The organism is uncultured Imperialibacter sp. (assembly GCF_963974565.1).
Taxonomy (GTDB): Bacteria; Bacteroidota; Bacteroidia; order Cytophagales; family Cyclobacteriaceae; genus Imperialibacter; species Imperialibacter roseus.
Map to the genome: position 1 here is coordinate 47,007 of NZ_CAXBCJ010000002.1, position 24,423 is coordinate 71,429.

Here is a 24,423-nt window from a genome sequence, read left to right on the forward strand (position 1 = left end):
GCCCCGTTCAAACGATTTTGGACGGGGCTTTTGCTTTATTAAAAGGTTTATGTCGCAGCAGCACCTATCTTTGGAGATAGCCAATCAACACAAGCATGAAAGCCATCAAAATACCTTTTATCATATTTGCCTTTGCCTGTCTAATAGTTAGTCATGCAGGGGCTCAAAGCATTTACAGCAAAAGCAACCTTTTTGCCTGGTGCATTGTGCCCTACGATGCGAAGCACCGCAGCCCGGCCGACAGAATAGCCATGCTGAAGGAACTCGGCTTCAAATCATATGCTTACGACTGGAGAGCAGAACATTTGGCTACTTCGGTTGAAGAATGGAAGCTGGCAAAAAAGAACAACATCAAAATAAATGCGGTGTGGATTTGGATAGACGCCAATACAGATAGCCCCCAAAAGCTTAGCGGCGCCAACTTACAGCTGCTTAGCTACATAAAGGAAACCAAATTGAAAACACAGCTTTGGGTTGGCTTTCACGCCAATTTTTTGGAAGGGCTCGATGAGGAAGCGAAAGTTCGAAAATCAAAGGAGATGCTGGACTATCTTCATGCAAAAGCTGCCGAGGTTGGATGTACGGTAGCGCTTTACAACCATGGCGACTGGCTTGGAGAGCCAGCCAATCAGGTGAAAGTAATTAAGGCCAGTGGATTCAAGGACGTAGGCATCATCTACAACTTCCACCACGCCCACGAGCAACTTGACGACTATACCGATATTATTGATGTGGCTCTCCCCTATTTGTGGGCGGTAAACCTGAATGGCATGAGGGAAGAAGGCCCCAAGATATTGCCCATAGGTTCGGGTGACCGGGAAAGTGAGATGATGGCTTACCTGACGAAGGTTGGTTTCAAAGGTCAGATTGGTATCCTGGGGCACATCGAAGAGGAGGATGTGGCGATTGTTTTACAGCGAAACCTTTCTGGTCTGCAGCGCATATTATCGTCAATTGGAGACAAAGAAGGCCTGAGTACCTACGGGAAAAACTAAGCGAAGCCGACCGAAGTTCAGGTCGATATATCGTTTGAATGGCCGGCCTTCATATGGTCGGCGTACTCCGATGGGCTCTGCCCAAAAAGTTTCTTAAAGCAATTTCTGAAGTATTTGGGGTCATTGAAACCAACCATATAAGCTACCTCCGAGATCGAGAAGTCGCCCTCGGCCAATACTTGTGCGGCCCTCTTGAGCCTGATTGTACGTATAACTTCATTGGCCGACTGACCAGTCAAAGCCTTTAGTTTTCTGAACAATGTGGCTTTGCTCATCCCCACGTCTTTGCACAGGTCGTCAACAGAGTAGTTGGTATTAGATATGTTCGACTCAACGCTCTTAAGTGCCTGGTTGATAAATGTTTCGTCTCTTGAGGTTACGGTAATACTTTTAGGCTCCAGCGTCAATGCCCTGCTGTCAGCGAACATTTCTATCAGCTTCTTTCTTCCTTCCAGCAGATTCCGCACCTTGAGTGCCAACACTTTGCTGTTGAACGGCTTTGTGATATAATCGTCGGCACCTGTTTCCAGCCCCTCAACCTTATATATCTCAGAAGTTCTCGCTGTTAACAAGATAATTGGAATATGACAGGTGGCTTCTGTTTGCCGAAGAGTATTGCATAGAGCAATGCCATCCATTACAGGCATCATCAAATCCGATATAACAAGGTCAGGGTTAGTCTCCAAGGCCTTCTCAAGTCCTTCTTTGCCGTTGAAGGCTGTTACTACCTGATAATCTTTCGACAGAATAGACTGGATATAGCCTGACACTTCCTTGTTGTCTTCTACAATCAAAACTGTCGGTGTGCCTTCTGGATGCAGGATGGGGTCTGCTGAGGTAACCGCAGGCAGGCTGTGCGAATGAACACTACGGGACGAGGTTACCGACATATCTACTTTTCCTTCAACTACCTCTGTAGGTTTGAAGTGAACATTGCCTAGCGGAAGTGTCAGTGTAAACCGTGCAAACTGCCCTTCAATGCTCTCCACATCAATAGATCCATGGTGCAATTCAATGAGGCTCTTGCTCAGGGAAAGTCCGATACCTGTGCCTGTGGAGTGCCTTCCTTCCTCGTAACTGAAAAATGGTTCAAAGATAGTCTTTAAGTGTTCCCTTTTTATTCCCGTGCCATTGTCGAAAACAGAAATATAGACTTTGTCGGGTGTTTGCTCCAGTTTGATACTCACCACACCCTTTTTAGGTATTTTTTTAAATGCGTTCGAAAGAAGATTGAAAATCACTTTTTCCATCTGATCCGGGTCAAACCAAACCATGATTTCCTCGTGACTGCTTTGCAACGTAAAATCGGCGTTCATTTCCTCAGCCAGTGTATCGAAAGAATATTTGATCTCCTTAATGAAGCTGACCAGGTTACTTTCCATGGCCGTCACTTTCATATTCCCCGACTCCACTTTGCGGAAGTCGAGCAGCTGATTGACCAGCTTATGGAGCCTCAGCACATTGTGGTTAACCGATTGAAGCTTTCCCTTGACCCCTTTCTCAATTCCCTCGGAGTCGATCAGGTTCTGTATGGGGCCTATAATCAGTGTTAAAGGCGTTCTGAACTCATGAGAAATGTTTGTAAAGAATTGCAGCTTGGTTTTGTTTAGCCGCTCCACACTTTCGAGCTTCAGCCTCTCCAGCCGCAAGTCATTGATAAAGTGAGCCCTGATCAGCGTAATTCTGCGAAACAGGTAAAGCAGGGATATCACAATCGCTATATACCCCAGGTAAGCCCAGGATGTTTCCCACCAGGCGGGAAGCACCGTAATGGCTAACCGGGTTGGGTTGTCGTTCCAAACGCTATCGTTATTGCTCGCCTTTACTTCAAAAACATAAGTTCCCGGATCAAGGTTGGTATAAGTGGTGGATCTGGTTTCGCCCACAAAATTCCATTTATCGTCAAAGCCAATCAACCGGTAGGCATACTGGTTCTTATCACTGGCCGACATATTGAGTGCTGCGTATTCGATACTGAAAATATTGAAGTCACTTTTCAAACTCAGCTCCTTGGTTTCACTAATGTGTCTGGTAAGGATGGAATCTTCGCTGTTTACCCTGACCGACTTATTGAATACTTTAAAGTCTTCCAGCACCACCAAAGGCGGATGCGGATTGTCCAGAATTTCTGACGGATTGAAAGTGATGATTCCATTGCTGCCTCCGAAATACAGCAGCCCGTCGGCGTCTTTGAAAGATGAATTTCCCTTAAACCCATTGACCAGCAGCCCGTCGGAGTCGTCGTAGTTTTTAAACGTTTCATTTTCAGGATCAAACACGCTCATTCCATTGCTGGTGCTTATCCACAAGTGGCCCTGGTTATCCTCCAATATACCTTTTATGTTGTGATTGGTGAGCCCGTTGTCAATAGTGTATCGCTCAAAGGTATCTTTGCTTTTCAGGTGATAGAGCCCCGATTCTGTGCCTGTCCACAGGCGCCCCTTACTGTCCTCGAACAGACAAAAAATAACCGAGAGTATATTTTCACTGTAGTTTTCACTCTCTGTAAATACGGGCTCCATTTTCATTTTCTCCGAGTTATACAGCTTTAAGCCGCTGTTCGTCCCGACCCAGATATTGGAATGTTTATCCTCAAAAATTATTCTCAGGTTATTAATGGAAGCGTCTTCTGCCCAGGTTGAATCCACAATATGCGTGAATGATTTTTTACCCTTCGACGAAAGCACGTTAAGGCCATAGTACGTCCCCATCAGAATATTGGCCTTCTGCCTGTCCTGATGCAATGCATATACATTCTGATTACTTAAATCTTTCCTTGAACCTCCTACCGTAGCGTACCGGTCAAAACTTTGTGTGGCTTCATTGAAAACAAAAACACCTTCCGCCCATGTCCCAACCCAAATATTGTGGTTACGGTCTTCGTAAATCGTCAGCACGGGAATTCCATTCTGGCCCGATTCAATAGGATCATTCAGGTAGTAAGAAGTATTGCCTTTGTACACCTTCATAATACCGCCTTCGGTACCTATCCAGAAGCGTCCTTTTGAGTCTTTATACAATGCGTTGACAACCGTATTCTGATAGGCCGCCTTTAGCGATGTAAACTTGTTTTGATACGGGTCAATCACGCTCAGGCCAAATGAAAAAGTACCGATCCATAGCCTCCCTTCATTATCTTTATACAGCGCCTTAATGGAGTTGTCGCTGATTGACTTTGGATGGTCTTTGTCAGCCACATGGTGTTCAAACTTGTTTGTGCGAATGTCGAGCCGGCTTAGACCGCCATTTTCGGTACCCGCCCAAATGTAGTTACCATCGGGGCAAACAGTTCTCACCACATTTACCAAAGGACCATTTTCTCTGTTTTCGGAAGTTCTGTAGTGAGTGAATTTGCTGGATTTGACATCGAACTTGTCCAGCCCACCTCCCCTGGTAGCAATCCATAAATTCCCGATATCATCTTTGGCAATAGAGTATAAATAATTGTAGCCCAGCGAGTTGGAATCTTTGGGGTCATGAGCATATACCTTCAGGTTGCCTGTCTTTCGGTTCCATTTGTAAAGCGCCGTGTCCGCCGCCAACCAAAAGTCGCTCTTGTGAATTTGCTCAATGCCGATAATAGACAGGCGGCCCTTAAAATTGCCGGTATGGTCAGTCCAGCTATTGTCTGACAAATTAAGCGACTTTATTGTGGTGCCCACGAACCATACCCGTCTTTCGCTGTCTTCTCTGATGTCATTGATCACCAGGTTATTAAATTCAGGAACCCGGATAAAAGTATCTAATTCTCTATTGTATCGGTGCAATGTGCCCTTGGCTGTACTTACCCAAAGGGTGCCGCTACTATCCTCAAAAATTGAAAGGATTCTATTTGTTAGAAGTGTGTGCTCGTCGGATGGATCGTTCCTGTAAATTTTAAATTCATAGCCATTGTAACGGTTGAGGCCGTCCTCAGTGCCTACCCACAAATAGCCTTTGCTGTCTTTATGGATGGCAGAAATAGTGACCGACGAAAGTCCCTGCTCTACTGAAAGGCTCGAAAAAGATTCATTTTTGCCTTGCCCATGCGCCGCTAGCGGTAAAAAAAATGAAATCCACAAGAAAAGCGAAAGCAGGTAAAATGGTCTCATAAAATATGTAACAGTGTAATGGGTGCGCCTGGCTCAGAAAAACATTCGGGCTACTATTCAGCTTTGGTAATTTAGTTGAATATCTTAAAAAAGTCTAATCTCCGATCAAACTACAGGCAGGCAGTAAAAGGTAATAGCAGCCGTCGCCTGAGTCGGCTGCTCAAAATACTGACTGTTTTCGATATCACAATTGTACAATTATCAGCAAATATAATAAGGAAGGTTGAGGTATTCGTAGTCAGTCGCTAAGATGCCCATGAATAGGTTTTGGAAACATTTGTCATCTATATTTGAAGGATTTATACCTCCTCAATTGTTTTATTCTTCTCAACTTGTGTCAATTGTCATAATGCAAAAAAGTGCTACGTTATGTGTGTATTACCGTTTGAAGTATCAAACCTAATATTGGACACCATGGCCCTTCGAAAAATCTAATATTTATACTATCTTGTACTATAACCTCGTAAAGCTTAAATAATTATGCCTATGAAATTAACCCGTAAAGCAAAATTCTTAAACCCCAAATGTGGAGGACTCAGTTCATGACCACCTGCACACCCGGTGTATACTATAAACACTGGTTAAATCATTTTAAACCAATTCATTCATGTTATGAAAAACAATTACCTACTTATTAGCTTATCGCTGCTCTTCTTTCTGGCGTGCTCAACAGCATTCGCTCAGCAAAGAACAGTAAGTGGTAAAGTAGTTGACCCTAATGGCACAGGTTTTCCCGGTGTCAACGTAATTATCAAAGGGACTGCTACCGGTACCACTACCAATGCGGACGGCGAGTACAAGATCGCTGTTCCCGACAACAACACTGTTCTTGTGTATTCCTTCATTGGATACTCAGCACAGGAAGTAACAGTTGGAAGCCGCTCAGTGCTGGATATTACCCTGGCAGAAGACGTGACCCAGCTTAGCGAAGTTGTTGTGACTGCCCTTGGGGTAGAAAGAAGTGTGAAAGCACTTCAGTCATCTGTGACCACTGTGTCAGGTGACAACTTCACTCAAGCACGTGAAAACAACCTTGGTAACGCCCTTTCAGGAAGAATTGCTGGTGTAAACGTTAGCAAAATTTCTGGTGGTCCTGCCGGTTCTTCACGTATCGTTATTCGTGGTAACAAAACACTGGGCGGACAAAACCAGCCTTTGTATGTAATCGACGGTGTGCCTATGGACAACTCTGGCTTCGGTCAGGCTGGTCTTTGGGGTGGTCGTGACGAAGGAGATGGTCTTACCAGTATCAACCCCGATGACATCGAGTCCATCACTGTACTTAAAGGTGCTGCTGCTGCTGCCCTTTACGGTTCACGTGCTGGTAATGGCGTTATCAACGTGGTGACCAAAAAAGGTACCAAAAGAAAAGGTCTTGGTATTGAGTTCAACTCAAACTACGTGGCAGAAACAGTTATTAACCTCAGCGACCTTCAGACCAAATATGGTCAGGGTTCGTATGTGAACGGTGTTGCAACAAAACCTGGTACCGCTCAGCAGGCATTTAACTGGGGTAGTGACTCATGGGGCACCCGATATGACGCAAGTAACACCATCCAGTTTGATGGCGTTTCACGTCCCTACTCTCACCAGGGCGACAACTGGAAGCGTTTCTATGAAACAGGCAATGCTTTCACTAATAGTGTATCTATTAGCGGTGGTGGCGACCAGCAAACCTTCAGACTTTCAGCTGCTGACTTGAGAAGCAATAGCATCATTCCTAACTCAGGTTATGACAGAACAAACCTAACGCTTTCTACAAGTTCCAAGTTTGGAGAAAAGTTGACGATCACCTCTAAGATGATGTATACGCATGAAACGGCTCATAACCGTCCTGTTCTTTCTGACTCACCCGGAAATGCGGTACAGTCGCTTTGGAGAATGCCAGGCAACATGAACGTGCTTGACTACAAGGGAGATCCAAATAAGCCAGGAGCGATACCAGCAGGAACATCAGATGATCTTTTGCTGATTTACGGTCAGGGAGGTTCTCCAAGAAGAGTTGGAGAAGAATTGCTTCCAGCTGCCAACAACTGGGGACAGAACCCTTACTGGGCGTCAGAGCAATTTATCAATGATGACACCAGGGATCGTTTGATAGGTGCTGGTACTGCAAAGTATGACATCACTGACTGGTTGTATGTTACAGGTCAGTATCAAATGGACTGGTACACCAGAAGAGACAAGTCATTGACTCCGCAGGGAACAGGCTACCAGTTGGGTGGATCACTTTCTGAAGGCGAGGACAGAGTACGTGAAACTAATGCACAGTGGACTTTAGGTGGAAGCAAGACTTTCAGCCAGTTTAGCGTTAATGCATTTGTTGGAGGTAACGTGATGCGCAGGTCAAGTGAGAGAATCGCTGCCAATGGTAATGGCTTTAACGTGGATTTCTTCCCAGCCATCAACAACGCTGCCACTCGTAACTATGGATATGGATTCTCAGAATCAGGGATTAACTCAGTATTTGGTTCGGCAGAAATTGGCTATAATGGTTATCTGTTCTTGACGGGAACTTTCAGAAACGACTGGTTCTCAGTATTGAACCCTGACTACAACAGCATTCTGTATCCTTCTGTCGGCGCTAGCTTTGTATTTTCTGACGCATTCACAGGCCTGCCTAGCTGGTTGAGCTTTGGTAAAGCAAGGGCATCGTGGGCGCAAGTGGGTATCGTTAACATCAACCCATACGCTGCGAACCTCACCTACTCTCTGAATGGCAATTCTCACCTGGGTCACACCATGGGAACCTTCTCTTCAGCCGGTGGAAACAACGGAAATATTCCAAACCCTGCGCTCCAGCCAGCTCTTTCTACTGAAATTGAAGTTGGTTTTGATACCAAGTTCTTTGACAACAGATTTGGCGTTGACTTTGCCTACTATCATCAAACAACAACTGACGATATTTTGGGCGTGACGATCTCCCGTGCTTCTGGTTTTGGTTCTACCAATGTGAACGTTGGCGAGCTTCAGAACAAGGGTATTGAGCTTTTACTGACTGGAACTCCCGTGAGAGGAGAAGTTACATGGGACATTTCTGTGAACCTTGCAAGAAACAAAAATAAGGTGGTTAACCTTGTTGATGGCGTGACTGAATTCACACTGGAAGAACCCCGCACAAGAAACGTATTCATCAAGCACATTGTTGGAGAACCTTTCGGTACCATCACTGGCCGTGTTCAGCAGATGAGCCCAAATGGAGAGCCTATATTTAATGCTAATGGAAGCCCTCTGGCATCTACTAACTACGTTCCGATAGGAAATGGTCTTGCTAATTGGACGGGTGGAATTAACAACTCGGTTTCATGGAAAGGGATCAACCTCAGCGCTTTGATTGACATCAAACTGGGTGGTGACATCTTCTCTGGAACTAACAACCGTTTGACTCAGTGGGGACTTCATCAGCAGTCGCTGATCGGACGTGAAGGCGAGAAGCCTCTTCATATTAAAGGTGTTACAGCCAATGGAGATGGCACATTCACTCCAGTTGACAGAGACCTTACTCCACAGGAGGCTCGTACCTACTGGGGTAACGTAGGTGGTGAAAGTACTGCGATCAGCTCAATGTTCTTATACGACGCTTCATTTATGAAGTTGAGACAGCTGACTTTAGGTTACAGCCTTCCTAGGACGATGTTGGATAATACACCGTTCCAAAACGTATCGCTTTCTTTTGTTGCGAGAAACCTTGCTATTCTTTATAAGAATATTGACAATGTTGACCCAGAGTCTGCCTATTCAGCAAATGCTGGTGCGCAGGGACTCGAGTATTTTGCCATGCCTACTACACGTAGTTACGGTTTCAACTTAAGAGTAGGATTCTAAACATTAAATAGCTTAGAAATGAAATACGTTAGAAATAAAATAAATAAGATCGTTGTTGCTTCCATTGCGATTTTTTTCTTCGCAGTAAGTTGCGATACGGATAATCTTCATGACCTGAATATTAATCCGCAGGCACTTAACGAAGTAAATATGAATTACCTGTTTACTGCTGCTCAGCTTGGTTCTGCGGCAGGCGGTTCAGCAGGTGATAACCGGTATATTGACTGGAGAACCAATATCGGCTTTTGTGCCTATGCTATTCAGCAGTTGGCAAATGCCGGTGGTGGTATTGCCCCCGGAGATAAGTACACTGATAACGTTGAGTCGTTTAACGCTCCCTGGGAATTTATCTATGGTGATCAGTTGAAGAATATTGCTGAGATCCTGAGACAAACTGGCCCTGATGGCTTTGAGGCTGGTCAGAGAAAGAATATGAGGGAGGCAGCCAGAATCCTCCGTGTATTCAACTTTCACAGACTAACCGACTACTATGGTAATATCCCCTATTCCGACGCATTGCAAGGGATACAGGGTACTTTCCTTCCTGAGTACGACGATCAGCAAACCATCTATTTGGACTTATTGAAGGAATTAGATGAGGCGACAGCTGCGCTAAGTGCGTCCAATCCTGACGAAGGTTTTGCTGCTGCTGACCTTTATTATGATGGCGACATTACCAAATGGAAGAAGTGGGGTTATTCGCTGATGCTTCGTCTGGCCATGCGTATCTCCAATGTCGACGCCACAACTGCTGCAACCTATGTAGGTAAGGCTGTTTCCGGCGGTGTTTTCACGAGCAACGACGACAACACATGGGTACCTATGGACTTAGGCCCAAGTGAGTGGACTAACCAGAACGGTATTTCGAGAGCATTTGCTGCTGGTGACGGTGGACAGCCATCTACCCTCAGTAAGACGCTGGTTGATATGCTAAAAGGTGCTAACACTGGCAGCACTGCTGATGACGACCCAAGGCTGTCTATCCTTAGCAATGGTGTTGATGGTGATACTGACCCGCTTATTCAGGAAGGTATGCCAAACGGCCTTGATCAGGGAACACTTGATCTGTACGTTGGCCAGACTGGTGCTAATGCCGGCGTTCTGTTCTCGAGAATCAACCTTATTCTCTTGGATGACGATGATCCATATATGCTCATGAACTATGCGGAAGTTGAGTTTTTACTTGCTGAAGCTGCAGAGCGTGGAATTGGTGGAGTAACGGGTGCCGCAGCGCACTACAATGCTGGTGTGCGTGCTGCCATGCAGATGTATGTTCCTTACGCTCAGGGCGACGAGGCGGCCATTGAGGCAATGACTGTTACCGATGCACAGGTTGACGCATATTTAGCAGCTCGTCCTTACACAGCTGGTGCAGCCGGTCTTGAAATGATTGGTAACCAAATGTGGATCAGCAAGTTTTTCAACTGGTGGGAAGCATGGTCTGATTGGAGAAGAACTGGTTTTCCAGTGCTTACTCCAGTTAATTATCCTAACAATGTAACTGATGGTACGATTCCCGTAAGGCTGAAGCTACCAACGCACGAAACAGCCGTTAACCAGGCTAATATTCAGGCTGGAGCTACGCTGCCAGATCAGTATACTACCAAGGTTTGGTGGGATGCTAACTGATAGTTAATAAACCATAAATCAAATAGATAGTAGAAAGTCCCCGATGATAGTCGGGGACTTTTTTCTTTTGGGGGTCAATAGAAATTCATTTAACTTGATTGAATAATGAGAAAGCAATTCGGTCAGTTCTTTATCATGCTTTTGCTTGTTGCCACAGGCGCTTGCCTGGATCCTCTGGATCCTGCCACTTCAGATTGTGAAAGGTCAGGGTTGGCCATATCCATTATTAATGTAACGTCCACAGATTGCGGCATTCCAAATGGGCAGATCGAAGTATTTTCATCTGGTGGTTTGGGCGATAAAACATTTTTCTTAAATGACGGACCAGCACAGAAAACTGGTGTGTTTCATAGCTTGAGACCTGGTATTTACTCAGTCTCCGTGATGGACTCATTGTACTGTAGCAGAGCAGTGACGGTGCATATCTCATCTGGAATTTCTTTCAAAGAATCGATACAGCCTATCATCGAGAATAGCTGTATCATCAACACTTGTCATGATGGTTCGGGTAGCATCAGCTTTAAGGTGTTTGCCAATATTAAAAAATCAGCGGCTGACATCAAGGGGCTCACTCAGGCACGAGTGATGCCTAAGGTTGGCAGTTTAACAAATGACGAAATTGAGCAAATAGCCTGCTGGGTAGATGACGGAGCACTATTTAACTAGCTCTACAAATCTTTTTTTTACCTGACCGCCCGCTAGCGAAACAATTTCATGGTATTCCTGTTTTGCAGGAATGGATGCCAATCACTTAACTAAATTTGTTTTGTTGCTTTTGCTACTCACCGTGACCTCCTGTGATCAGGAAGCTGATTTGGTCGATAAAGACTGTACCGGATCCGGGCTAACACTGACTTTAGTTGGTTCGACGGATACTTCTTGTGGCGCTTCAGCGGGTGTAGTCGAAGTTGAAGCGTCCGGCGGTTTTGGAGACTACCGCTACCAGCTCGATGGAGGTGCCTTTCAGGCCAGTGGAATCTTTGGTGGCGTTGGTCCGGGGAAGTATATTGTGGGGGTAGTAGATTCCGGAGGGTGCACCAATACTCTGGACGTTCAAATCTATTCCGGCATAAGCTTTGCAGCCTCCATCAAACCAATTATTGAGGCCAATTGCGCCATTAGTGGTTGCCACGACGGCTCGGGAAATATCGACTACAATAATTTTGATAATATTAAGCTCAACCCATCCGACATCAAGTCACGCACGCAATCGGGAGACATGCCGAGAAACGGAACCCTCACAGCCGCCGAAATAGACATGATTGCCTGCTGGGTAGATGATGGGGCATTGAACAACTAATTCAAACTCAGCTCCCTCCTTCTCAAGCTATACTCAACTCCCGTCTTTTCATTAGTAAGCCGTAGCTCTCTGCCATACAACCACGCTTTCCACTCCGTCTGGTCATTTTCAAAAATGATTTTCCGGTGCCTTGTGTTGATGACTGCCACGCCGCTTTCCTGTGTATTACCTGCAGCAACAATTGAATAATTTCCGCTCTCGTCTATGCTGAAGACTGTTTGCTGCAGTCGTTCCACCTTGTTCCCGTTCCTTATTTTGTAAAGCTCCCACTCCCCTACAATGGTTTGCTCGAATTCTTCGAAGCCAGGTACCTCGCTGATTCGGGTAAAAGACAAAGTCACATTTCGGGCTCTGTCATCTTTCCCCTTCAGCTTAAGGAGGTCTTCGTACCGAAATACCGACCAGGTGGAGTTGAACCACTCCACGTCCGTACTGTACATCGCCAGCTTGTCTGATTGGAGCTTGAACACACCAGTCAGGTCTCCTTTTACCCTTGAAACGGCAAAACTTCCGTTGTTATTGATTTCCAAAAAGACAGGACTAAACGATTTTGCCAAAGCATCTTGCTCATAGGTTTCCAGTTGCCAGAGGCCTTCAATGTCCTGGATTTCATAGCTCTGCTGGCAGCTTGCCAACAAGCTAGCGCAGAAGAGTATGAATTTTGTTAAGTTCCTTTCCATCTTATTGAAGTTAAGGTAAATCGTGCCTAAAGACAATATTCGGATTAGGACAGCTAATTGTCGCAAATCATGCAGTATTCCGTTGCAATAGAGTAGCGAGCCGATTTGCCGAGCCTTATGCAGTACGATTCATTCATCCTTCAGCGTTCTCGTCGGATTCACGCTCGCTGCCTGATAGGACTTCACGCTCACGGTAAGCGCACCTACTACAAATGCAGTGAGCCCAGCCAGCAGAAAAGCGGTCAACGTTAGGTCAGTTCTAAAGGCAAAACTGTTGAGCCACTCCTGCATATAATACCAGGCCACCGGTGCTGCCAGCACAAAGGCCACAATCATCAAACGGGTGTAGTCTTTGGACAGTAGCATGATCAAACCCGTCACGCTGGCACCATGCACCTTTCTGATGCCAATTTCCTTGGAACGCAGGTCGGCTGAAAAGGACGACAGCCCAAACAGCCCCAGGCAGGAAATAAAGATCGATACTATGGCAAAAATGTTCACCAGAGCGCTGAGCGACATTTCAGTGCGGTAGGATGCGGCATAGCTGGTGTCCATGAACTCATACTGAAAGGGAAAAGCAGGACTAAGTGCCGTCGTTACCTTTTCAATACCTGCTATGGCCTTGGGTATGTCGTTTTGAAGTCTGATGAGCGCTACCGAGGTGTACGCAGGATTGTAGGTAACAATAACAGGCGCAATCGGCTCATACAGGCTTTGCATGTGAAAGTTTTTCACGATGCCGATCACTTTACCTTTGCTGCCCCAAATAGACAGGTTTTGACCCAGTGGCTCGTCGAAACCCATAATGTCGGCCATTACTTCGTTGATAATATAATTGGTAGTGTCTGAGGCGAAGTCCTTCGAGAAATCACGACCGTCAACTATCTCCATTCCCATAGAAGAGAAAAAACCCAAATCCACCATCAATACATTGACTTCTATTTCTGCATTGGGATCTTTGCCGTCCCATTGCGAGCTGCCTGTCGAGCGGCCGTATTGCAGTGGATTGCCGCTGGCAAAAGACACTTCCTTTACCTCGGGTATATTGAGCAACTCGGTTCTGTATACGTCCCTTCGGTTGGCCAGGTCCTGCGGCATGTACAAGTATGCCATGTTTTCTTTGTCGAGGCCCAGGTTTTTGTTGAGCACAAAATTCATCTGCCGGGCGACCACCAGGCTTCCAATGATCAGAATAATGGACAAAGCAAACTGGAAAACGACAAGGCCGTTTCTGAAATAGATGCTTGAGGCAGACTGCCGGACTGCTCCTTTCAGCGAGTTAGTCACTTTGAAGGAGGGCAATAGCAAAGCAGGGTAACTCCCGGAAAGCAAGCCGGTAACAGCAATCAAAGCGAATATCCCCATCCAAAACCTTGCGTCTGTAAAATCAAGGTAGAGCTGTTTGTCCGTAAGGCCGTTGAAGTAAGGGATGATGAGCAGCACACATCCTATGGAAAGCAATGCTGCTACAATGGTGATCATGAATGATTCTACCATAAACTGCTGCCCCAGCGTGCGCCTTTGGGCGCCAAGCACCTTTCTAACGCCAATTTCTTTCGTTCTCCGGCTGGCCCTGGCTGTAGCAAGGTTCATGAAGTTGATGCAGGAAATCACTAGTAGAAAAATAGCGATGATCGTAAGTATTCTCACATATTGAACCCGTCCACCGGAGGGCACGCCGTTTTTGAAATTGGAATGCAGGTAGGTGTCGGTGGCCTTCAGCACCATGAGCCGCTCATCAGCTGCATTGTCTGTATTTTTGTTGATCTCCTGCTCTATCCTTTGCTGCACGGCGGCCAGATCGGCGCCAGGCTTCACTGTAAAGTAGATACTAAAACCGCCATTGAACCAGCTCTTGATCCACTCGTTACGGGCGATATACTCGTGGGCAGGGAGCACAAAATCAAAAGTCATTGAAGACTGACTATCGATGTCTTCAAAAATGCCAGACACTGTAAACTCCTGACTTTCATCTATTTTAATCACCTTACTTAATGCATCTGTTTTCCAGCTTTCTCCAAAATACTTTTTAGCGAGTTTTTCGGAGATTACAACCGAATGCGGATCTTTCAAAGCGCTCGCCGGATCGCCTGCGGCAAAAGGAAAACTAAAAATGCTAAAGAATTCGGGTGAAACATACCTCCCCTTTTCATAAGACACGTTTTCGTCGAGGCGAAACAAAAGCTCCAGCTCCCAGCTGTAGTAGGTTACTTCATCCACTTCTGGGTAATTGTTGGCCAGCGCCTCTCCCAAAGGGCCGGGAATGCTTCCGGTGGTGATAACCTCACCGTTGGCCTGGTACATATTGCGCCATACCTGATAGATGCGGTCGGCGTTTACATGAAACTGGTCCTTTTCTACCTCATCGTTGACCCATAGTAGAATAAGGATACTCGACGTAAGCCCCACAATGAGTCCGAAAAGATTGAGCACAGTGTACCCTTTGTACCTCAGCGCATGGCGAATCGCCATTTTAATGTGATTGAATAGCATAGCGTTGTTATTTTGAGTTGTGACAAATGCAAAGTTTTTGACGATACCTGGCCGGAGGAGCTTTAATACATCCAACGCAAATAGCCACCGTGCCCGGGTTGAACTGCTTTCCGCCCGCCGCTCGAATAATTCAGTCAGGTCGCCTTCCACGTCTTCCAGTAGATCCGGATCGCAGAACCAGCGAAGAAACGTCAGTAGCCACTTGGGCGGCGATGGAATGGACTTTTCTATAGGTTTGTTGCTCATATAAACTTAAAGTCGAAGGCGACTGCCGGAATGGCCTCCCAAAGTTGCTGACGAGCCGCCATGGCCTCTTCAAGCGCCTTCTTCCCAAAGGGGGTTACTTTGAAAAAACGTTTTCTCTTCCCGCCCCTTACGGCAGTGGCCTCGCCAAACTCGGATGTCAGAAAGCCTTTCTTCTCAAGCCGCTTAAGGGCAATGCGCATGGCACCCACACTCACCGACCGCCTGAGCCTTGTTTCTATTTCTTCTTTGATGGTGATACCGTAGGCGTTGCCGTAAAGCACCGCCACGGTCAACAACACAATTTCCTCGAACTCCCCTATTGAATACTTGCCCATGATTTTTATTTTAATACTAAATGTAATTAAAATATTTAAATCCTAAAAGCAATCTTAATAGTGATGCGCATGAATTCAGTGATTTCATGGTGATATAACCAATGTCGTTTAGTTAAGAGGTTCCGTCGCCCAATTCCATTTTTATCCCTGGCCCTAAAGGGCGATACAATGACCATTAGTAGGCCCCTTTAGGTATTAAGGGCAAAATGCTCTTAACTAAACGACATTGATGGTATAACTGCGATTAATGGAGAAGGTAACAATGAAACGTAAAATTTTGCCACCACCTAACCCTGATGTGGAGATGTTTGAATGCCCATTGGAGGCAGGATGCTCCTGTTGAGTGAACATAATTTGAACGAAACATTACCGTTATCTTTCGTATATTTCATTGAATTCACTGGCCATTAAACACTTACCACCATGAAAGCTTTTCCCATCAACCGAGATTTCTATTTTTTTGGAAGCTTTCTTATTGGCCTATACATTGTCGCTAACACACTCCAAACAGTTGTTCAAATGTGGGTGGGCTACCAAATGTTCTGGCTGCCGTCGTTTGGTAGCTGGCTGCTTGTTACGTGTGCGATTTACCTGCTTCCCTCCCTGTTCCTCTTGAAATACTATCACCAAAATCAGTACCGGCTGGCTTTCTTCGGCACTATTGCATCCAGCATCATGGTGTTACTACAAGTGATTGTCTTAACAGCCATATTACGAGCCAGGCAATTACAGGATTTTTATAACCCAGTTCTTTATCTGCTGCTTTTTGCTGGTCTTGTTCACGCAGCAGGTCTTTTGACTTCTGATGCCCGAAAGAAGCCCTTGCTCAAGACCGTCGGCCTCGGGTTGGGCATAGTGAACGTGATCTTACTCATTTCCCTCACCTGGATATTACTTTCGGGCAACAAATCTTCCACTGGTATCTTTGTCCAAAAGCTGGCGGAATGGACAACAATTGCCGGAGGGCTGGTTTGGGCATTGTTCATCAGGCAATTTATGGGCGAGCGCAGCCTGCTGAAAGAAGAACAGGTAAGCACAGAGAGCAGGAAATCAATCGCAGACATATATGCTTTCTTCAGTTTTATGGGGGTGTTTTTCATCTTGCTTTTTGGGTTCATGATAGTCAGGCAAGGCTACTATAACACTCACGCCACCCCGGCTGCCAGAAAAATGGCAAATCCTTACGAATTTCGCTCCTACACCAGCAGCAAAGGCGAAACGTTGCAGTACAGGTTTCTGAAACCTCTCGATTACGAGCCGGGGAAGAAATATCCGATGGTCGTTTGCTTGCATGGTGGCGCTGGATGGGGAACGGACAACACCAGACAGTTCGATGGATCATTGGCAGCGCAAATGCTTTCTGACTATACCAACAGGGAAAAGTACCAGGCATTTCTTTTCGTCCCCCAATGCCCTCCCATGCATAGCTGGGGAGGTATACCTGCCTATAAGGCTATCGACTCGCTGGTATTTGAAGCCATGGCAGCGCTGGAAAAGGAATTTGACATCGACGAAAAGAGGCGCTACGTTATGGGGAGTTCGCTTGGCGGCTATGGCACCTGGCACTTTATCAGTACACGGCCCGAAATGTTTGCTGCCGCCATCCCAGTATCTGGTGAGGGTGATCCTGACTTTGCGAAAGAAATTGTTGACGTCCCTGTTTGGGCATTCCATGGCCGAACTGATGTCAATGTGCCTGTATCCGGCTCTCAGCACATCATTCAGGCGGTGAAGAATGCTGGTGGTTCCCCTCGCTACACTGAGTATCCCGACCGTGGCCACGACATCTGGAAGCAGGTAAGGGAAACTCCTGGTTTGATGGCCTGGATGTTTGCGCAAAAAAAAGAATAGCCCCGTGGCACCCAAACAATCTTGATGAAGTTGATCAATAAGTCCTGCCCATAGTAGATTGTTCAGACATATAAACTGTTGTTGGATAAACCTTACCAGGAATGGATTTCCATGCCTACCTTTGGCATCAAAGAGCCTCGTGAAGCCCCAAGGTTCGACCCAACTGCTGCATGACCAACCACCGTCCCAAAAGTAAACTTTCGTTGATATTCATTCTGGGGCTTCTTACCGCCATTGGCCCCTTTTCGGTGGACATGTACCTGCCAGCTTTTTCGGGTATTGCCAAAGGCCTGAACACCAGCGTGGATCAGGTGATGCTATCGCTGTCCAGCTTCTTCGTAGGTATTTCGGCCGGGCAATTACTATACGGCCCTCTGCTGGAGAGGTTTGGCCGCAAAAACCCCCTCTACTTCGGACTGAGCCTGTATCTGGTGGCTTCCGTTGGTTGTGCGATGGCTGGTTCGGTAGAGGTATTGATTGTCGGCAGGTTTTTTCAGGCATTGGGCGGCTGTGTGGGAATGGTGGCTGCCCGTGCTATGGTGCGTGACTTGTTTGAAGTGAAAGAGAATGCCAAGATATTTTCGTCGCTGATGCTGGTGGTGGCGGTCTCCCCTATTATTGCACCAACAGCCGGTGGCCTCATTACTTCAGTGTTTGGCTGGCGTTATGTCTTTGTTGCGCTTGTTGTTGTGGCCATCGGCGTTCTGGTGGGTATCTACTGGTTGCTGCCGGAGAGCAAAAAGCCCGATCCTTCCTTTTCGCTGATGCCCAGGCCTATCCTGCGAAACTTTGCCAGCGTATTCCGACATACCCAGTTCACTACATTCGCCCTTACGGGCGCAGTAGCCGCAGCTGGCTTGTATGCCTACGTTAGCGGCTCGCCTCATGTGTATATGGAGGTATTTCAGCTAACGGAAGGTCAGTTTAGCTGGGTGTTCGCTGTTATTGCCATGGGGTTAATAGGCTCCACGCAGCTGAACAACCTCATGCTAAAGAAATACTCCAGTGAACAGATCATTGGCGTGGGACTGTCTTTTCAGGCCGCCGCTGGAGTGGGATTGGTGGCTCTGAGTTTGCTTGGCCTGGCGGACTTCTACAGTGTTACCACCCTTGTTTTTATCTTTTTATGCTGCCAGGGCTTTATCTTCCCCAATTCCTCAGCCCTCTCCATGGCGCCTTTCCACACCAATGCAGGCAATGCATCGGCGCTGATGGGGGCCATTCAAATGGCCATTGGGGCAGGTGCTTCGGTGCTGGTGAGTGTTTTCAACGACCCCACTCCCCTGCCCATGGCGGGCGTAATGGCCTGCTGCGCTTTGTCGTCACTGAGCATTTTCCACCTGGGGAGAAACATCATCAAGCACAAGGCTACCCTCAAAGAGGTGGAGCAGGAAGAAGTGGATATGATTGGTACGTTGTAGCCAGAGGATGAGCTTGCTGGAGTAAGTTGCTCATTTGATTTTTACCGGTATTGGCCCGCCGCTCGACACATAGCTACCTCCTAGCTCGTCAATATTTACATCCAGCTCGTCGCTGGTATCTATTCCCACAATATTTACATCCAATTCATCACTTGCACTTATTTTCATCGTGATGCTTCCGTCTTCATTGAGAGGGACGAGACCATAATTTGTACCTGATATCATTGCTGGACTGGTCGATTCTCCCGCATATGCCTTTGGAAAAAGGTCTACCTGCTCAAGCGTCATCACAGTTAAACAGAGGGCTATTACTGTCAGTACAAATTTTGTGTAGTTGTCAACTTTGGAATTGTTCATGGTTGTATGGTTTAAAGTTTTAATGCCACTGAATAAACAGCAAAAACTATGCAGGTATTGACGGCGGTACCGTATAAGATGCGTTTGGCGAAGTAAACTTGATTGAGTATTTAGAGGGATTCGAAATATTGCCCTGTGTGTCTTTCTTTTCCTTTTGGCCACAAAGGCACTAAGGCTCGAAGCATAGCGTATTAAAACTTTGCGGTTTGCTCTGGCAAACTTGCGCCTTTGTATGAGTACTTTGGTGACCTTTCGAATAAACTCTTTCTTTTGGCCACAAAGGCACTAAGGCCCTAAGTATGCCATATCGAGAACTTTGCGGTTTGCTTCAGCCAACCTGCGCCTTTGCGTGACTATCTCACCATCTCTGCGCTACCACAGAGAAGAGTTGATTAGCTGACTAGCAGAACGAGAAAAGCCTTGTGCGCCCAGTCCCGTAGGGACGATATGCCGGTAACACCGGCTCACTAAAATCGGGCTTACTGCGAGTGCCGTAGGTACGGCACATCTACAACCTTTGCGGTTTGCTCTGGCAAACTTGCGCCTTTGTATGAGTACTTTGGTGACCTTTCGAATAAACTCTTTCTTTTGGCCACAAAGGCACTAAGGCCCTAAGTATGCCATATCGAGAACTTTGCGGTTTGCTTCAGCCAACCTGCGCCTTTGCGTGACATATAAAATTCAAAAGAACAATAAGGCCCTCACTACTTTCCTACTAACTACGCTTTACCTTCCCACTCATAACCCGGGCGTCTGACAGCCCATCCCTCATACCCAGTCGCCGTACCGACGCCAGCACCCACACCGATCACTGCTTACTATTTCCCACTTACTTACTTACCCCCTTCGTACCCCTTCCACATCCAAACCAGCGTATTAGCCAGGGTCAACTCATACACTTTGGTGTCGCAGTGCTTGGTGGCTTTGCTGAAAACATAGCGGTAGTCGTAGCCTCTGATTTTGAGGGCGTCGGCAGTGCGGTTATTGGCCATTACCCAGTTGTGGTAGGTCTCCTCGGCGTCGTCATAGCGCAGGTCGAATTCCGAGACATGGGTAAAAATGCGGAGCGGTTTCTTGTCCGTAGTTTCGATGAGCTTCATGCCAGAATGGTACTCCCAGGCCCCTAGCGGATAGGTGGCCTCTTCGGCTGCATCATCGTCCTGCTGATCGACGAAGGTGCCAGAATAAGTGATCAGTCGCCTGAAAAGGTCTGGCCTGAACCAGCCCATGGTCAGTGCAGCAGCACCGCCAGAGCTGCAACCCATCACGGCTTTTCCCCAGGGGTCAGCAGTAAAGGCGATGTTGGGATAGGCCGCTTTGATGGCCTGGTTGCTGAGCACAGCTGGCAGCACCTCATCGTTGATAAAGCGGGCAAAGCGATCTGACATAGTATCGTACTCAAGGCCCCTCTCGCTGCCTTTGGCATCATCTCCCCCGTTCTGCACGGCGATGGTAATGAAGGCGGGCAATTTGCGAGTCGCATCTGTTGAAATGGTGAGGTTGTCCAGAGCGTTGCGCACCAGGTCTAATCGACTTGGGCCATCCAGGGTAACAAGTATCGGTGCTTTCGTGCCATTTTTATAGGCAGCGGGCACATACACAAAGATCTGCCGAGTTTCTCTTACTGGCTTCTTTGGGTCAAGCGTTGCGTCTGTACCTGGAAAAATCTTGCTATCGGCCAAACGCATGGAAAACTCGAAGTACTTTCCTTTGGGGTTGCCGAGGTCGGTGAGTGCCGGGTCAATTGTATAGTCGGGACCAACGACAAAGTTGCCATTGCCATTTTCGCTATTTGACTGTGCTGCTACAGTATAGGTAAACAACCAGCAGCCAATGGCCAGCGGGAGAAATGATTTAAAATGCATGGTAGGTAGTGTTTAATGATCGGGGTGCACAGGCGCAGCCCCGAATGAAGTTAGGCTTTGGCACAAAGAATTGCAACACTGGCATTTCTATTCAGCGGTGGCTTTCTTTCGTTATTTCTTTGTATTGTCCTGAAGGAGTTTGTCAAATTGTGTCCAGTTGAGAGAAATGATTTTCGCATACCTTGGTGTCCAGTCAAGTCCTCCTTTTGATATTTTTAAGGTACCTAGCTTGCCACCGTCCTGAGTCACATCAATGATTACGTCGGAACTTCCAATCTCAGTGGAAGGCAAATTGAGTTTTACGCTGTGTTTAGGCATGGTAAATGTTTCTGGTTTGTGTACTGGTTGAGTCTTTATCAGGCTTTGATCGTTTTGACTAACAGCAATTCAAGCAAATTGACCTACCGAATATACACAATCACATTAATTTCTTTTGCAGTCGCAGGTAGATCTGGTTTTTGAATTGCCCTATCGCCCTCCACACCTCAAATCCCCAGCACCTCCTTCAACTTGGCGTAACCACTCTGGCTCAGCGGAATGCGGGTACCACTTCTTAAAAGCGCCAGATGGCTGTCTTTTTCTGCAGGCTCAATGCGGGTGAGCTCCTGGAGGTTCATCAGGTAAGAGCGATGAATGCGCACAAACTGCTTAGGATCAAGCACTTTTTCGAAATGACCCATGGTCTTCTTTTTCAGGTAAAAACCCTCTTTCGTGTGGATTTTCACATAGTCGTCGTACGCTTCCAGATAATGCACGGTCTGAATGGGAAGAATCACAATGTTACTGCCTTTCTTAACCACAATGCGCAGCCGCTCTTCGGGCAACGAGGTATTTTCGAGCAGTTCTTTGGTGCCCTGCTGTGCACCTCCCTGATGGCCTCTCCATTTTTGAATAGCCTTGTCGAGGCGCTCTTTGCTGAAGGGCTTGAGCAGGTAATCCAGGGCATGTTGTTCAAAAGCCTGAATGGCATACTCGTCGAAGGCAGTGGTGAAAATGACCGCTGGAGGGTTCTCTACCAGCTCAAGCATTTCAAAGCCATTGATTTTTGGCATCTGAATGTCGAGAAAAATAAGGTCAGGCTTATGTTGCGCAATCGCTTTTACGCCTTCAAACCCGTCGTTGCATTCGTGAACAATGGCAATGTCGGCATAAGCGCTGAGGTATTCTTTTACCATGGTGCGGGCCAGCGGCTCGTCATCTATTAGTATCACTTTGATCATATCGATGGAGGAATTCTGATAGTGGTGGTAAATTCTCCTCCCTGCTGTGAGGTGAGAAGCAAATCGTTTCTATGATAAAGCAGGTACAGTCTGCGTTTTACCGACGACAATCCAAAGCCAGTTCCTCTGGCAGTGACTGACGTTTCAGGATCGAAAGGGTTCTTTATTTCAATTTGCAGCATGGTGCCCTCCATGGCGGCCTTCACGGAAACGGTGATTTCTCCTACCGTGTCATACAGCCCGAATTTAATGGCGTTCTCCACTATAGGCTGCAACAGCAGCGAAGGGAGTTTGTGGGCCATGCAATCATCATTTTTTAAAATTTCTACTCGTAGCCTATGACCAAACCTCACTTTCTCGATATCGAGGTAAAGCTGTAAATGCTTCATCTCTTCTTCCAGCTTCACCAGCTTACCGTCTTCTTTTTTTACCGTTCCACGCAGAAAGTCTGACAGTTGCTGAATCATGCTGCGGGCTTCCTCGGGGCGTGTGACTACCAGTGCGCTGATAGAATTGAGGCTGTTGAACAGAAAGTGGGGCTGCAATTGCTGGCGAAGCTGGCTGAGTTCTGCCTCACGGGAAAGCTTCATGGCATCCTCTTTCCGTTGTTCTGTTTCTGTCCTTTCAGTAACATACACCCAAAACCAGGTAAGTATCGCCACCAGCATCATCATGAGTAAGCCAACCGTACCCCGAACCGCCAGCGTATTCCCAAGAAACGCTTCATAGCCAGGGGTTTTGGCATTGACCTGTTCAAGGATGAATTGTTGAGCGAAAAGGCAAATAACGCTTAACACAATTGCTCGCATAAGCACAAATATTGCCGTCCTTCTGCCCGGTTGATAAGCCTGCATGGAGGTGTTCATGGTGTAACCTGCCACAGCATAGATCAATTGAGTGATGGAAGCATCCGTCAGTGCCGTTTCCCAGTCAAAGCCAGCATGCAGCATAGCGTAGGTTTGAACGGCCATCCAAAGCATCCACCAGGCCAGGTAGCTCAGGGCGATGGTGGTGTGGGAAACGAGTGGTTTGGTCATGTTACAACACAGGGTTATGCATCAGCTGGAGCAATGCCGCCTTTTGATGTACATAATGAACATAGGCGGTGCTTTCTTCCGGTTCGTGAATTTGCGAAAATAATTCAACTCCATCTTTTAATTCGTCGACCGGAATCACATCGCAAACGTCGATGAACTTCCACTTCACTGTTTGATTACGCACGTTGGCAAAAGTATCTTCTTCACTACGGCCAAGCATTCGTGCTTTCTGAAAAGCCTCTTCATCACTATTGGCTTGTATCAGCCGCAGCGTTTCATCAAACTGCGGCCGATCTCCTGCGCAAATCTCAAAGACGATTTTTGACAAGTACCATTCCATCACTAGTAGCTCTTAATATCCAGTCCACCGAACATCACTGTGCCCTTCAATATCAGGACTTTGCTGTTGTCATCGGCCTGCACTATTGGTCGCTTGTCGTCGATGCCTCCCAAAATGGCCGTGGCCTCGTTCCTGATATTCCAATGAGGCGGTACTATCAGCTTAACGCCACCGAAAGCGACACTGAAATCCATCACGATGGTACCCTGGAAATCGGCTTGCATCAGGTCCAGGTCGGTGCCACCAAAAATGTTGTCAATTCTTCCTCCCTGAAAGTTCTTAGTGATTATTTTTTTTTTCACACCTCCGAAAAGCACAGATGAGTCGATAAAGTCATCGGAAGAGTTTTCCGTAGTAAGTCCTCTCTCCCACCGGTTTTGTTTTGGTCTCAGGATCATATAGAGACCAGCGCCTATAATGATGACAGGCCAGAAAACATGGCGATATTCATAACCCAGTAGTTCATCCTGAACAAGAAAGATGGTTCCAATGACAATAGGCACTATCCATCCACCAGGCTGAAACGACCTGCGTGCACCAATGAACAATCCTACGCCGATCAGGATCATTTCCCATGAGAAGATCCAGCGGGGCACATCGAGATGCATTTGCCTGGCCAATAGCACCGAGCCTATGACTATCAGAATGACTCCCGCAAGCGGGCGATTAGATTTAGGTGAAGCCCTTTGGGCGTTTTCCGGAGAAGTGTTTCGTGTATCCATTTGATTAAGTTTTTCT

The 24,423-nt window shown here is 46.8% G+C and carries 18 protein-coding genes; 7 read left to right on the plus strand and 11 right to left on the minus strand.

The features are described from left to right. Positions 1-95: 95 nt before the first annotated feature. Positions 96-995, plus strand: a complete 900-nt coding sequence (locus AAC052_RS03050; protein ID WP_339810838.1) for a hypothetical protein — start codon at positions 96-98, stop codon at positions 993-995. A gap of 17 nt (positions 996-1,012) precedes the next feature. Here the strand turns inward: AAC052_RS03050 and AAC052_RS03055 are convergent, their stop codons facing one another. After that, a complete protein-coding gene (locus tag AAC052_RS03055) occupies positions 1,013-5,086 on the minus strand; it encodes a two-component regulator propeller domain-containing protein (protein WP_339810840.1) in 4,074 nt (1,357 codons plus the stop codon). A gap of 612 nt (positions 5,087-5,698) precedes the next feature. Between AAC052_RS03055 and AAC052_RS03060 the strand changes: the two genes are divergently transcribed. From AAC052_RS03060 to AAC052_RS03075, 4 genes are all read left to right on the plus strand, one after another. Next, positions 5,699-8,911: a SusC/RagA family TonB-linked outer membrane protein gene (locus AAC052_RS03060; RefSeq protein WP_339810842.1), complete on the plus strand. Its 3,213-nt coding sequence runs from the start codon at positions 5,699-5,701 to the stop codon at positions 8,909-8,911. Positions 8,912-8,929: 18 nt separating this feature from the next. After that, complete coding sequence (locus tag AAC052_RS03065; RefSeq protein ID WP_339810843.1) at positions 8,930-10,540, plus strand: SusD/RagB family nutrient-binding outer membrane lipoprotein; 1,611 nt, start codon at positions 8,930-8,932, stop codon at positions 10,538-10,540. 105 nt (positions 10,541-10,645) lie between these two features. Beyond that, positions 10,646-11,206 carry a hypothetical protein gene (locus AAC052_RS03070; protein WP_339810844.1) on the plus strand — a complete coding sequence of 187 codons (561 nt, stop codon included), beginning with the start codon at positions 10,646-10,648 and terminating at the stop codon, positions 11,204-11,206. Positions 11,207-11,306: 100 nt separating this feature from the next. Continuing rightward, positions 11,307-11,840 (plus strand): hypothetical protein, encoded by a 534-nt coding sequence (locus tag AAC052_RS03075; RefSeq protein ID WP_339810846.1) that lies wholly within the window; start codon positions 11,307-11,309, stop codon positions 11,838-11,840. Here the strand turns inward: AAC052_RS03075 and AAC052_RS03080 are convergent. The 3 genes from AAC052_RS03080 to AAC052_RS03090 form a co-directional block, all read right to left on the minus strand. Then, complete coding sequence (locus tag AAC052_RS03080; protein ID WP_339810848.1) at positions 11,837-12,520, minus strand: hypothetical protein; 684 nt, start codon at positions 12,518-12,520, stop codon at positions 11,837-11,839. The genes AAC052_RS03075 and AAC052_RS03080 overlap by 4 nt on opposite strands. A 129-nt stretch (positions 12,521-12,649) precedes the next feature. Continuing rightward, on the minus strand, positions 12,650-15,259 hold the full coding sequence (locus tag AAC052_RS03085; RefSeq protein ID WP_339810849.1) for an ABC transporter permease: 2,610 nt from the start codon (positions 15,257-15,259) through the stop codon (positions 12,650-12,652). Continuing rightward, the gene (locus AAC052_RS03090; protein ID WP_317491737.1) at positions 15,256-15,594 is read right to left on the minus strand and encodes a helix-turn-helix transcriptional regulator; all 339 of its coding nucleotides are present in this window, start codon (positions 15,592-15,594) and stop codon (positions 15,256-15,258) included. Before AAC052_RS03090 ends, AAC052_RS03085 begins: the two co-directional genes overlap by 4 nt. Positions 15,595-16,017: 423 nt before the next feature. Between AAC052_RS03090 and AAC052_RS03095 the strand changes: the two genes are divergently transcribed. Further along, complete coding sequence (locus AAC052_RS03095) at positions 16,018-17,445, plus strand: alpha/beta hydrolase-fold protein (RefSeq protein WP_339810851.1); 1,428 nt, start codon at positions 16,018-16,020, stop codon at positions 17,443-17,445. A gap of 170 nt (positions 17,446-17,615) precedes the next feature. After that, positions 17,616-18,866 (plus strand): multidrug effflux MFS transporter, encoded by a 1,251-nt coding sequence (locus tag AAC052_RS03100; protein WP_339810853.1) that lies wholly within the window; start codon positions 17,616-17,618, stop codon positions 18,864-18,866. Between the two features lie 30 nt (positions 18,867-18,896). Here AAC052_RS03100 and AAC052_RS03105 read toward each other — a convergent pair whose 3' ends face one another. From AAC052_RS03105 to AAC052_RS03135, 7 genes are all read right to left on the minus strand, one after another. Then, a complete protein-coding gene (locus tag AAC052_RS03105; protein WP_339810854.1) occupies positions 18,897-19,223 on the minus strand; it encodes a hypothetical protein in 327 nt (108 codons plus the stop codon). Between the two features lie 833 nt (positions 19,224-20,056). After that, positions 20,057-21,088 carry an alpha/beta hydrolase-fold protein gene (locus AAC052_RS03110; RefSeq protein WP_339810855.1) on the minus strand — a complete coding sequence of 344 codons (1,032 nt, stop codon included), beginning with the start codon at positions 21,086-21,088 and terminating at the stop codon, positions 20,057-20,059. A gap of 111 nt (positions 21,089-21,199) precedes the next feature. Beyond that, complete coding sequence (locus tag AAC052_RS03115) at positions 21,200-21,406, minus strand: hypothetical protein (RefSeq protein WP_151996645.1); 207 nt, start codon at positions 21,404-21,406, stop codon at positions 21,200-21,202. 167 nt (positions 21,407-21,573) lie between these two features. Next, positions 21,574-22,308, minus strand: coding sequence for a response regulator (locus tag AAC052_RS03120; protein WP_339810858.1), 735 nt, complete (start codon positions 22,306-22,308; stop codon positions 21,574-21,576). Next, positions 22,305-23,345, minus strand: coding sequence for a histidine kinase (locus AAC052_RS03125; protein ID WP_339810860.1), 1,041 nt, complete (start codon positions 23,343-23,345; stop codon positions 22,305-22,307). Before AAC052_RS03125 ends, AAC052_RS03120 begins: the two co-directional genes overlap by 4 nt. 1 nt (position 23,346) lies before the next feature. Then, complete coding sequence (locus tag AAC052_RS03130; protein WP_339810861.1) at positions 23,347-23,685, minus strand: DUF4288 domain-containing protein; 339 nt, start codon at positions 23,683-23,685, stop codon at positions 23,347-23,349. Between the two features lie 2 nt (positions 23,686-23,687). Then, positions 23,688-24,407, minus strand: coding sequence for a DUF5668 domain-containing protein (locus tag AAC052_RS03135; RefSeq protein WP_317491728.1), 720 nt, complete (start codon positions 24,405-24,407; stop codon positions 23,688-23,690). Positions 24,408-24,423 lie beyond the last annotated feature (16 nt).